Origin of the sequence: Nostoc sp. (genome assembly GCF_035638895.1) — a bacterium.
Taxonomy (GTDB): Bacteria; Cyanobacteriota; Cyanobacteriia; order Cyanobacteriales; family Nostocaceae; genus Nostoc.
This window is the reverse complement of record NZ_DASQZC010000242.1, coordinates 32,507-44,843: the sequence shown is the minus strand read 5'-3', so window position 1 is coordinate 44,843 and position 12,337 is coordinate 32,507. Positions and strand designations below refer to the sequence as shown.

The 12,337-nt window shown below is 37.8% G+C and carries 9 protein-coding genes and 1 pseudogene; 4 read left to right on the top strand and 6 right to left on the bottom strand.

Annotated elements, in window-relative coordinates:
* Positions 1-71 precede the first annotated feature (71 nt).
* Together VE944_RS11590 and VE944_RS11585 are read left to right on the top strand one after the other, a co-directional pair.
* Entirely contained in the window at positions 72-620 is a 549-nt protein-coding gene (locus VE944_RS11590; RefSeq protein ID WP_324976865.1) for a CAP domain-containing protein, read from the top strand.
* 89 nt (positions 621-709) lie between these two features.
* Positions 710-1,339, top strand: coding sequence for a ribonuclease D (locus VE944_RS11585; RefSeq protein ID WP_324976862.1), 630 nt, complete (start codon positions 710-712; stop codon positions 1,337-1,339).
* Between the two features lie 442 nt (positions 1,340-1,781).
* Here VE944_RS11585 and VE944_RS11580 read toward each other — a convergent pair.
* Positions 1,782-2,228: pseudogene (locus VE944_RS11580) on the bottom strand (rhodanese-like domain-containing protein); the annotation flags it as partial.
* Positions 2,229-3,158: 930 nt separating this feature from the next.
* On the opposite strand from VE944_RS11580, the gene VE944_RS11575 reads away from it, so the two are divergent.
* Positions 3,159-3,878, top strand: a complete 720-nt coding sequence (locus VE944_RS11575; RefSeq protein ID WP_324976859.1) for a response regulator transcription factor — start codon at positions 3,159-3,161, stop codon at positions 3,876-3,878.
* Positions 3,879-4,162: 284 nt separating this feature from the next.
* Here the strand turns inward: VE944_RS11575 and VE944_RS11570 are convergent, their stop codons facing one another.
* The 3 genes from VE944_RS11570 to VE944_RS11560 form a co-directional block, all read right to left on the bottom strand.
* Positions 4,163-4,405, bottom strand: a complete 243-nt coding sequence (locus VE944_RS11570; RefSeq protein WP_324976857.1) for a hypothetical protein — start codon at positions 4,403-4,405, stop codon at positions 4,163-4,165.
* Positions 4,406-4,611: 206 nt separating this feature from the next.
* Entirely contained in the window at positions 4,612-5,208 is a 597-nt protein-coding gene (locus VE944_RS11565) for a hypothetical protein (RefSeq protein ID WP_324976854.1), read from the bottom strand.
* A 202-nt stretch (positions 5,209-5,410) separates the two neighbouring features.
* On the bottom strand, positions 5,411-6,760 hold the full coding sequence (locus VE944_RS11560) for a helix-hairpin-helix domain-containing protein (RefSeq protein WP_324976851.1): 1,350 nt from the start codon (positions 6,758-6,760) through the stop codon (positions 5,411-5,413).
* 436 nt (positions 6,761-7,196) lie between these two features.
* Here VE944_RS11560 and VE944_RS11555 point away from each other — a divergent pair, with 436 nt between their 5' ends.
* Complete coding sequence (locus VE944_RS11555; protein WP_324976848.1) at positions 7,197-8,174, top strand: SGNH/GDSL hydrolase family protein; 978 nt, start codon at positions 7,197-7,199, stop codon at positions 8,172-8,174.
* Positions 8,175-8,536: 362 nt separating this feature from the next.
* Here the strand turns inward: VE944_RS11555 and VE944_RS11550 are convergent, their stop codons facing one another.
* Positions 8,537-9,619, bottom strand: a complete 1,083-nt coding sequence (locus VE944_RS11550) for a response regulator (protein WP_324976845.1) — start codon at positions 9,617-9,619, stop codon at positions 8,537-8,539.
* 1,459 nt (positions 9,620-11,078) lie between these two features.
* Entirely contained in the window at positions 11,079-11,567 is a 489-nt protein-coding gene (locus VE944_RS11545) for a hypothetical protein (RefSeq protein WP_324976841.1), read from the bottom strand.
* Positions 11,568-12,337: the final 770 nt, after the last annotated feature.

Genomic DNA, 12,337 nt, shown 5'->3' with positions numbered 1-12,337 from the left:
TCGTGCTATATATCGTCGGAACAATAGGGTAGAGTATAAGTCTTATATCTCTACATATTACGCAATTTTCCATGTTCCGACAAACTGCTTTTGGCATCGCTTTAAGTGCGGTTGTCCTTGCTAGTGGGTTAACGACTGTCCCGATACCAAATCATCCTTCTACGAATACATCCACCCGTAATAAGCTGTTGTCGCTTTTTTCGAGTCAGGTTGCAATATCGACTCCTACTTTTAAAACTACGGAGCTAGAAAAATCCGTTTTTAACGAAATTAATCGATATCGGATTTCTAAAGGATTGCCAAAGTTGACCCTAAATGCAAATATCACTCGACAGGCAAGAATTCATAGTCAGAATATGGCTAAAGGTAAAACCCCATTTAGCCATCAGGGATTTGAACGGCGAGTCAATGCTATCCCTATTCGCTACAGCAGTGCGGCGGAAAATGTTGCTTTCAATCGGGGATATAGTAACCCTGTGGATGAAGCTGTTACTGGTTGGATCAAGAGTCCCGGACATCTAAAGAACCTTAAAGGAAATTACAACCTTACTGGAATTGGCGTTGCTACTAATAATCAAGGCGATGTCTACCTTACACAGCTTTTTTTTCGCGCTAGGTAGATTTAATTTTTGATTGTTTAGCACAATAATAATGTAGTGTCTGACAAGACTTATATTTGCTGGACACTGCTATTATTTTTGAACAATTCATGACATTACAAGATTTTCAGGTGAGCGATCGCGATCTCAGTGACGCAGCCCTAGTACAGTATTTAGAATCTACAGCGATCGCAGTTGATACAGAAACGATGGGATTATTGCCACAGCGCGATAGATTGTGTCTTGTCCAGTTGTGCAACGAATTTGGAAAAGTGACTGCAATCCGCATAGCCAAGGGACAAGCTGATGCGCCAAACTTAAAAAAACTCTTGTCAGCGACGAATGTCGTAAAAGTGTTTCACTTTGCTCGCTTTGACCTTGCCACTTTGCGAGCTAATCTAGGAATTCAGGTTACACCTGTTTTTTGTACCAAAATTGCTAGTAAATTAGCCCGTACTTACACAAATCGCCACGGACTTAAAGATGTGGTGCAAGAGTTAGAACAAGTAGAACTGGATAAAAGTTCTCAAAGTTCTGATTGGGGTAACGCTGCTAGTTTGTCTGAAGCTCAACTGAGTTATGCTGCCAATGATGTGCGTTATTTACTTAGTGTGCAACATAAGCTAACAGAAATGCTCAAACGAGAAGAACGTTGGGAAATTGCTCAAGAATGTTTTGAATTTCTGCCAACAATAGTTTCGTTGGATTTGTTGCAGTTTAAAGATTTGTTTGAACATTGAGCCAACACTAAACCTCTTGCAAAAGTTTTGCTATGGAGTACAAGCATTACAAGAGGAAATATTCTATCTTTTGATTCCTGAAGTGTGACTTCTCTGACCAGCAAAAATCAAGATTAGACCTCTTGGAAAAATTCTTTAACACCCACCCATAACCTTTCCCCATAAACAAAGAGGGGAGATTTTAATATAAGCCAAAGGTGGAGTGGGGTTCTCATTATTGATTTATGCAAGAGGTCTATTGCTAATTTTCTAAGTTATTTTTCGCCTACGATCCAATATTGGAATCGTCAGTGCCTTTAGGAGCCTTAGATTCACTAATGCCTTCTTTGACATTATTGACTCCCTCTTGAATGCCTTCCTTGAGATTATTGGCTCCCTCTTGAATATTATCCTTGAGGTCACTAGCTCCTTTTTTAATGGCTTCCGTCGCGCTAGGGCCTCCCTTTGGCAGAGTTTCTTGGTGAGTTTTTAGGCGATCTACAACATTGTACTCATCTGCACCTGGGGGAGTTGTTGATTCAATAACCCCTTCTGTTGGGCCACCGATAGCCTTCCATGCAGCAAGACCACCTTTGAGTTGGGAGACATGCTCAAATCCATTAGAACGCAGTTGTTGTGCGGCTTGGGCAGATTGTTCTTCGTTAGCACCGTAAACGTAAATATCACGGCTTTTATCTAAAGAAGGGACTGCACGCTGTACCAATTCATCTACTGGCATTGGCATAGCTCCCATAATATGGCCTTCGTTAAAGGTGTTGCGATCGCGCACATCCAGTATTGTAAAAGCTGGTTCGCCCCATTCTAGACGAGACTTTAATGTATGAACATCAGACTGTGCTTCTACTGGTGGCTGTGGGGGAATTATGCCGCCGACTAAATTGTTAACCATAAGTATTCCTGACTTGACGATATTGATAGTAATTTAACGGACTAAACATATTTAATTACTCTTTCTTTGGGCTGAATTCACTTAAAATCACTCTTGAGGTAGAGTACCTAATTAAAATATTTTCTACCATTGAATGCATTGCAAATTCAGTCATATTAGACTAGTAAAAGAAAGCTGTTTTTATATTAATTGTATTAAACATATTTAAAATTCGATTTGTGATATTTCATTCTTAAAAAAGATTGTAAATAAAATTGACATATTTAGCTATTAGTACAGGAACTACGTGTATTCTCAATATCTGCGCTCGCTAAGAATAACGCCTTATAGCTTTTCGTAATCAAATGAGTTACATCAGAGCAAACTCCTAGTTTGCTCTAAGCTCGATTTTATCCAAAATTAAGAACTCAGTTTTTTTGATACGGCAAAAATCCTAGCTTTTTGGCAAAAGCTTTTCCGATGTCACTTATTCTCGGTGAAATCGAAAAAATAAAGCTACTGTCCCACAAAGGTTTCAGCGTCAGCTTAAGTGTTCCTAAAAAATGGATAAAGTCGAGCTAAGAGGATGTTTTAAAAGTCCTCAAGCCATTCTTCTTTAACCTCTTCTCTCTGTGTTCGCTGTGCCTCTGCGGTTAAATAAAAGACTTTTAAACCGCAGAGAGGCTGAGGGGGCAAAGAGAAAAAAGAGATTTTACAAGTCACCTTAAAAGGGCTTTAAGTATTGAAACTTAAAATTATACAATCTTCATACAATCAATACTTATACAATTTATTAGCATTACAATGGCTAAAGTTTTGATAAACTTCATGGAAGATTAATTGTAAACAGTTACTACAGTAGTGATTGTACTCAGCACAGACGCGCGTGAATACACTATTAACAGAAACAAACTGGCGCAACGAATCGCCCAATCTACAATAGGCAGCATTATGGTTATGGTTCCCGCTACTACTCCCAAAATTCTGATCGTCGATGACGATTTCGGTGTGCGAAATCTGGTCTATCGTTTTTTAAGCCGGAAATATCAAATAGAGTCCGCAGCAGATGGTAAGACTGCCTTATCGTTGTTTGAGCAATTCAACCCGGCCTTAGTGATTCTGGATTGGAATTTGCCGGATCTTAATGGTTATAGCCTCTGCCAAGAAATGCAGAGCCGTACTAATGTTTTAGTGCTGATACTGACTAGTAGGACTGACGAGGCTGATAAAATTAAAATCTTAAGCGCAGGTGCTGATGATTTCATGACCAAACCGTTTAGTCTTGCAGAAGTTGAAGTTAGAGTAGAAGCTCTTTTGAGACGGATACGTTACATCAACCCCTCCCCAACACAACGGATCATTTTTAAGCAGTTAGCAATTAACCCAGAGGGTCGGGAAGTAACACTTAACGATAAACCTCTTGCTTTAACAGCACTAGAATTTAATATCTTACATTTTTTGGCAAGTCATCCTAATCAGGCTTGGAGTCGCCCACAGCTAATCCAAAAAATTTGGGGTTGCGACTACGTTGGAGATGGCCGAGTGGTTGATGTGCATATTGGTCAGCTTCGCAAGAAGATGGAAGTCGATGCCAGCGTACCAGAGTTTATTAAAACTGTGCGAGGCTATGGTTATAAATTTGAAGCGCCCGACGAAGATACTCATTCCTGAGCTTGCTGATTTAAGCAGTTTTATTGAGAATTAACCTTATAACTTGCACTAATTTAGAACTCGATCCAAACTGATTTGGAGAAAGACTTTATCTAGTGCTAAAACCAAAAGTGCAACTACCGCCGATTCAAAACAGGTGATTTTATCTTGTCACCTGAGTAGGTGAAAGATTTTCCTTACTTTGAAATTTATAAATTCACCAAAAATTACTAGAGTGAATCTAACGGATTTAATAGTCTTGGCTGATTTCGCTGAACATTTCAGTTTTGGAGAAAAGAAACAAGTTATATTGACCCTGGAGCAAGCCGGATGGCACAAGAGTGAAAAACTCGATGTGCCGTAAGGTATTCATCTTGTTGAAATGCCATCTCACTCTCCAGAATTTCAACCAGCTCAAAGACTTTAACCGATAACAAATGAGCCGCTTGCCAACCGAACATTCGAGAATCTTGATGAATTGGAGGAAGTTTTGTTTCATCGCTGTAAACAATTGCCCCAACAGCAAGATTTAGTTCGAGGTTTGACAAACTTCTACTGGTGGCCTCAAGTTGTAGCTTAATTATGGGTTAGCAACCGGACATGATATGACGATTAGCTTACTATTCGATCTCGTCAAATAGACGGCTTTGGACTCTGACTTGTGTAGGCTAGCAAAAACCGCCAGGCATCGCTCCACAAATTGTATAAGGTTACCGAGAGCAAATCACCGAAAAAAGTATACTTGGATCTTGGCTCAACTTTTCAAATTAACCTTCCCCTCAAGCTTTGACCCATCTTGATGAGATAAAAATTTTTCACTACTGTGATAGCTTCTTCGCCATTTTTCCAGATGCTCTATAGATATTGATTTAGAAATGACGTTCACGCCATTTCCTCGCCAAGCAACTTCTGCATCTGTTGTGAAAACCCCGCATTCTAATTGATCTAGCCTCATATTCCAATATTCACTAAACCGACCTTTCAAAGTAATAACTTGCTCAAATACCTTGTTTCTATGTTTATTTCTTCTTTTCCTTTCTGTAGCTCCTGTTGCTTCTGTATCAATAAACTTAGTTTCAATTAAAAACAGGCTCCCTTTAAAGGTCTGGTAGACAAAATCACACTTTCCTAAATCTGTATAATCTGAAATTGGAGATTTTTCAAATAACAGTAATTCAGCGCACGAGGGAAACAAGTCTTTAATATTCAGAAATAAATAAGCTTGCAATAGAAGTTCCTTATCATAAGGAAATAAGATAACTCCTTCAAAAAATTTTTTAATGTCCTCCTGAGTTTGGGGTTGAATGATTTTACAGTATGAAACAAATTTATGTAGCTCGTTCACGATCATCAAGTTATAACTCCTTCCCCCGGTCGCAGTCTTAAGGGTCTTAGCATAAAAATATACCATCACCTCACGGAAGTTATCATCCGCATAAGTAACTAAAAAAACTATTACAAGCCTGCATACTTAAGGCAATTTACTGTTGACGGTTCAGTAAAACTGATTTTTAAGCTGCTTTTCAGTATTAGTGGACTTTTCACTTTTGGCTTCAGATACCAGTCAGGGATTTGATATGAGCAGGAAAACTGGCATTTTGCAAAGCTTGAACGGTTATTCTAGAATCTTGTACGCAAAATTGCCAACCCAAGCGAACAAGTTTCCGAGAATTTTCAGTTTGTATAATTCCGATCACTGGCATTTTTGCCTTTTCTTTGTCTCCTGAGTGTTCTTGCAAAATTATTTTCAAGCGATGTAGTTCATCGATATTACCTGCTTGCTGGGGATTTAATTCCACCATTACCATTTGTACTGTTTCCACTGGCTCTGCATCTTCAAGAATGAATTGAGTTTGCTCGTCGCGTCGATCTACTTTTCCCCAAATAATCAATCTAGTGTCAACTTGGAGTAGGGAACTAATGCGTTCATAGGTTTTGGGAAAGACTACAGCTTCTGATTGTGTAGTGAGGTCTTCTATTTGCAAAATTGCCATTTGATCGCCTTTTTTAGTAACCACTTTTTTGACGTTATTCAACATGACAACTGCACAAAGCCTTGTTTCTTCCCTTTGCTCTCCCAGTTGCGAAAGGTTAATTGGAGTCAAAAGTGGTGTTATTTGCCGTAAGGATTTCAATGGATGATCTGATACATAAAATCCTAATAATTCTTTCTCCATCTGCAACTTTTTCTGTGGTGGCAAGTCCATCACAGGTTTAGATTTGGGAGCAGTTTCAAAGGCATTATTTGCTCTTTTGGTGGGAGTAGAAGAAAATCCGTCGCCTAATAAATCTAAGAGATTTCCTTGACCACTAGCTCTGTCTTTAGCGCGGGATTGTGCCCAATCATACACTAACTCTAAGTCGTTAATTAACTGTTGACGGTTGGGTTCAATTTTGTCAAAGGCTCCACAGTAAATCAGCGATTCCATAGTGCGGCGGTTAACAGCACGTAAATCCACGCGATCACAAAAATCAGCCAGGGATTTAAATCCTATCTCATTTCTCGCTTCCAAAATACAAGCGATCGCACTCTGTCCCACGTTACGCACCGCCGAAAATCCAAACAGAATTTTTCCTGCTGTTGGCGTAAAATCAACACCAGAACGATTAATATCTGGAGGATCTATGGAAATACCCATATTTGTACAGTTAGTAATATATCTCTGTACTTTATCGGTATCGCCACTATTAGCCGTTAACAGCGCCGCCATATATTCCAATGGGTAATTAGCTTTTAAATATGCTGTTTGATAAGTAACATAACCATAGGCAGTCGAATGGGATTTATTAAAACAATTAGAAGCTATTAACCCATTTTTGATCGCAAAATTATGGTCATGCTCAACCCCTATGTCATAGACATTTTGCTTTCCTAAATATTTGCGTGTGACTATTTTAATCATCCTAGCCTACCCCGGAAAAAATTTTGCTAACTTGATAAAATGATGACAGTTGTAATTTATGTAATACTATAATTAAAAATTATATCACTATAAAACACTGCTATACTCTTACACAAAAACAGCCTAAATATATTAAACTTTTGGCAAACCATTAGATAGACAGTTAACAGCTATACAATTGCTGTTTTAAAGCTTATTAAACACGTTCCAATACATATTAATCCGCTTAATCAGATACCTGGGGAGCGGAAAGAAGTAGAGGATCTGTTTGCTGGAAAGAAAAGAATTACTGAACAATAACCTTCTTTCTTCAAGTGCTTCCCCTGCTTATCCGAACGCTATTGCTTTGTACATCCCGTCTCCATACCTCTATCCAATGCCTAATGCGTCAGTTACTATCGTTGAAAAGCAACTCGGTATAAGAGGGTGTAAGTAGGTGAAAGTCGCGTTGATCGTATTTTTGGTGGTGGTGGTGGGATTGTTTGTGGTAGTCGAGATCGGACTGCGATCGCTTTTTGGCTTTGGTAATCCCCTGATTTACATTGGCGATGAGCAGATTGGTTATTTATTGGCTCCTAACCAGCGTACCCATCGTTTTGGTAATCGCATTGAAATTAATGAATATTCTATGCGAAGTAATCCGTTCAATAAGACACTTACACCTTCCGGGTTGCGAATTTTACTGTTAGGAGATTCTATTGCTAATGGTGGCTGGTGGACAGATCAGACTAATACAATATCCACGATGATGATGTGTTCTCTGGCATCATCCACTAATAATAGCTATCAGGAAGTAGAAGTGCTGAATGCTTCAGCTAACTCTTGGGGGCCAAGGAACGAGTTAGCTTATTTACAGAAGTTTAGCAATTTCAACGCCCAAGCAGTACTGTTATTAATTAATACCGATGATTTGTTTGCTACTGCTCCCACTTCTTTACCGGTAGGACGCGATCGCAACTATCCTAATAGTAAACCTAAACCTCCCTTAGCATTAGTGGAAGTGTGGCAACGTTATATCGTCAAGCAACAGCCAATTCCTGAAATGGAAGCAGTGCAAAATGAAGCAGGCGATCGCGTGGGGATTAATTTGGAAGCGATCGGTAAAATTCAAGCTCTGAATCGCCAAACCAACAGCCAATTTCTTCTAGCCATGACTCCCTTACTGCGAGAAATTGGTGAACCAGGCCCCCGCGATTACGAAATTATTGCACGCCAGCGTTTGAACGATTATATTAAAGCCCAACAAATTAACTATATAGACTTTTTACCGATATTCAATTCAATTACCAATCCGCAAGCTTTGTATCACGACCACATTCACCTCAACTCACAAGGTAATAAAGTTGTCAGTGAAGTTATGGAGCGATCGCTTTTGGAAATTCTAAGGGAAATACCACTTCCTCAGAGCTACTAAGGTTATCAATCCTATCCAAAAAAAAGGTTCGTAGTGAGCGATTTATTGCTCAATTTCAAATGCCCATAAGCGGTGAGTGGAATTTGTTTTGATGAAGCGAGACAATTCATATCTACTTATCCCCGGTATTACTACATCAGTAACAATCGAATTTGGTTTTTTTTAAGATTATTTCTAGAGTTTTTTTTTTCGCACTGGTCGTTTTAATAAGATTAAAACCCTATCTATGAGATAACGAGCAACTAATTTAAATTCATTCAGAGAATATTTTTTAACTGAAATAGTGTAATTTAGCTAATATTAAACCTTAAATCTCCAAGAAATACCTTAACTTCTGTGGAGTTAGTTTTAATACCAGAAAATCAAACAATATGTTTAAATATTATTTTTAGTAAATCTCCTTGTGTAAAAGGCTTAGTTAAATAACCTGATGCTCTTACTATCTTAGCTTTAGCTCTATCTAGAAATCCTAATTTTTCTGACACCATAATCACAGGTGTATTTTTAAAATTTGAGTGTTTACGCAGCAAAGAGCAGAGTTCATACCCATCCAAATTAGGCATTGAAATATCTAATAAAATGATGTCGGGTTTGGTGTGAACAATTTGCATTAAAGCCTTTAAAGAATCAGTGACTCCCACAACAGAAAATATTTGCTCATCTAAATAAGTTTTAATAGTATTCAATATTGTAGGGCTGTCATCAATACAAAATATCGTGTATATTTTTTTGTCAACAGGTGGTTTGGTGATTTGCTGACTCCTATGTTCATTGGTATTAATAGAGTAGGTTGGCGGCTTATAACCGTTTATTGTAGACCAGTTTGGTGTAGTTTTGCTTTTAGGTTTTAGCTCATTTATTTTGAACAATTCTGAAGGGTTTGATTGAGAAGTTGGCGATGTCTGACGATAAGCCGCTTCCCTTCGGGGTGTTTGACATCGTTCAACTAGTAAGCGTAGATTCAGATGACAAAACTTTGGCATGTCATCCAGAAAGCTTTCAGGAATAAATTCATAACTCCCCTCGTCTAAGTTCAAAAATGACTCCAGAACTTCTAGCGCCAATTGCTCTATTAGTATCGCCGCTTGAGAGGGACTGATATATTTCTGATTGACTAACCAACAAATAGCCAAATAATCTGGGTTCGGTATTGCCTGATTTTCGATACCAGTTTCAAATATCGCCCGCAACTGTTCGTGAATTTCACGAGGGAGAGTAGAAATTTGATGACTCAAGCGTTGCAAATTTCTGTAGAGTGGCTCAAACATTTTCTCTGAATAGCAGGCATAAATTAGTTTACCTTCGTCTACATATATTGACCAAGAGCCTGATGTGCTAAATACCTGCAAACAACCAGTAACCGACTTACCAGTGATTTTTTTCAACAAAGATAAAGGCTGGAGCTTTTGGAAAAATCTGTATCTACTAATCGGAAGTGTCTTCATTAGGATGGTTTTGGAATAAAATTAACATTTGTTTGCACGTAAAATTAGTGAATTACCTTTTCGGAATTCACAGCGACTTTGTTGGAAGCACTATCAGATAAATATAGCGGTCACATTTGAGTTAGTACAGAGATTCCACACCCCCCAACTCTTAATTCACCAATCTCTGTTAAGCTATTAAGCACGAGTTACAAATAAACCAATCCATGTTATCGCCCAATGGCAAAATGGCCTGACTGGTTGCCAGGATATAGTATTTCAAAAATTAGATTGGTTTTCTGTATCTTTCGCTAATCTAGCCAATCTAACAGTAACTCAAGTGCAACGCATAGACCATTGGCTCTCGCCCATCAGTCACAAAAGCATCATTGGTATGCGTATTTAGCAGCCTAAAATTGTAGATACACTTTAGTTTTCGTGCCAAAACTGTTTTGCCTCTGATGCTAAAGTCGAAAGCGACCAAAATCTACAATAATGTAGCGGAAAATGATTATCAGGCAAGGCTTTTGAGCATTAAATCGGCGCTGACTAACTATGTTTTTGCGGTTGTGACGAAAGTCGTGGGGCACTTTTGCTTGAAGTTTATTCTTGAGGGTAACTTCTTCAAGAGAAAACGTATTATTAGAAACTAAGCATTAAAAAGTTAAATGTCTTACTTAGGTTTGTGATTGTAGAGCAACCCTTAGTCTTGGGATTGGGTAAGATTATCACTTGCACAACAATAATGGTAAACCTCCGACCAAGGATGAGTTAGCTGGTAATTGCCGCCCTAATGGTGTGTGGTGAGATGCAACGGGCAACCAAATCAGCAGAAGGGAATTTCTTCATAATTACTGGAGACGGTTTCTAATGTTGTGTGGGGCTAAATAGTCACCCTGCACAATTTGAAGTGATAAATTCAAGAACTTGCAGCGAAATTCTTGATTGGTAGTACATACCTGCAAAATAGTTCTTTTCTGCTAGATGGTAGATAACAAGTAAGTAACCACTAAAATTCAGATTACTATAATTTTCAAAAAAAGTTAGCATAAATATATAAACTTCATGATAAATCAGTAAAGTAAACATGAAAACTAATTAATATTATTTTTCAGTATTTATTTGATCGGATATCCGGGAAGGCTGAGAATGTACAGTTAAAGATAATTTTGTATGTGTATAGTGGTTTTCAATTGAGTAGTTACTGAACCCCACCCCCAAGCCAGAAAGGGGGCTAAGATGTACCTCATGTGCTTAGAAAACACTATATTAAATTTACACTTATAAATGAGTGAATCATTTTAGAATAGCAATTTTTCTGAAAATCGCAAGTTTTAAAAGTCACAACTATAAGTAGAAAATTATCCGTAATCGCATTCATACATAAAGTATATTTAGCAAAAAGACGCAAAGAATTTCTTTGCGTCTTTGGCGTGAGATTTAGAACTAGATATTCTCACTGTTAAAATTCTCCATCTACTTAAAATTGCTCCCGCCAGCACCAGCTTAAAAGTGTGCCACCAGCCACCAGCTTAACTATTTCCAGTACCCAATAACTGCCGTGTAGTAAATTCATTGTCGATGAAATAGCAGCAGCTTCAAATAGGTTGAGTTGAACTCCTATAGCGCACATCTGCGGAGTTAAGAAATAGGTGTCAAGCATAGCTATTGTTAGCAGCAATACTGATAAAACAATACTGCCAATCCGCCAGTGATATCGGGTTTTGCTCAAAGCTAGCGCCCCAGTCAGGACTATAGCAGCAGATAACAATTCCATCCGATTGAAGTTCCAAAAAATCGTATAGCCTGCTGTCGTAAAACCAGCTTGGCTCATCATGCCAGAAAGATAAAGGCTAGGCATAATTACCCAGTCTAAAACTAGACTAGCACTGAGCCAAAACCCTAAAGTCAATATAATGCCGATTTGCCAAATTGGTCGCTTGAATTCAAAGTTAGAAATAGCAGTCATAAAATAATTGCGTGTGTTGTATTTCTTAGTTTGTAACTTCACTAGCAGTTTGACAAGAAATATCAACTAACCTTTACAAAGCGACCGCTCTTAATTATTAACTCAATCCAACCAAGATTTTTTAAACTTAGTTAAGAACTATTAAGATATTTTAAAAAGTAATTTACATAAATTTTGTCTGTTAAAAATACTGAATTTTTTATATCAAAAGTAACTAAGCGATCGCGGCAACTGGAATGATGAATGATAAGTTGAAGTTTAAATTGATACAGGGACAGATTGGCAAAATCCTTAATTTGTATACAGCCTTCTGCCTTCTGAAGTATCCACTGTGACTTTAGTAAGCCGATGATAAAATTTCAATATATGTAAACTCAATTGTTTAAAACCCCTAAATTTATTTATGGGGCTTACCAACTGAGCCTCCAGCATAGTACCTCCTGCCTTCTCATGCTGGTTTTTAAAAGTTTGTGGTTTACTGAACATTGTCCGTTTTATACGCAGACATGAGTAATACCAAGTTGTCTTTGATTGTATTATTTGCTCAAGAGCCAGTCTAGTAGAGATTTTGATTTTAAGACAAGATTATTTTTGGTACTTTTTTAAGTATATCATGTTCAAACACCTTAACTCCATCTTACTTTATAAAATATCTATCTTTAGACATACTTTTTTAAAAATGTATTGTTATCCAGTACACTTCGCATGGTGGATTGACTTAAATCCATTAACATATGTTATGATTTCTATGGTTCTAATGTTATGATTTG

Coding starts and splice junctions, on each gene's coding strand:
- VE944_RS11575 (WP_324976859.1), top strand. CDS start 3,159: ATGGTTATGGTTCCCGCTACTACTCCCAAAATTCTGATCGTCGATGAC.
- VE944_RS11545 (WP_324976841.1), bottom strand. CDS start 11,567: ATGACTGCTATTTCTAACTTTGAATTCAAGCGACCAATTTGGCAAATC.
- VE944_RS11550 (WP_324976845.1), bottom strand. CDS start 9,619: ATGAAGACACTTCCGATTAGTAGATACAGATTTTTCCAAAAGCTCCAG.
- VE944_RS11590 (WP_324976865.1), top strand. CDS start 72: ATGTTCCGACAAACTGCTTTTGGCATCGCTTTAAGTGCGGTTGTCCTT.
- VE944_RS11585 (WP_324976862.1), top strand. CDS start 710: ATGACATTACAAGATTTTCAGGTGAGCGATCGCGATCTCAGTGACGCA.
- VE944_RS11565 (WP_324976854.1), bottom strand. CDS start 5,208: ATGATCGTGAACGAGCTACATAAATTTGTTTCATACTGTAAAATCATT.
- VE944_RS11560 (WP_324976851.1), bottom strand. CDS start 6,760: ATGATTAAAATAGTCACACGCAAATATTTAGGAAAGCAAAATGTCTAT.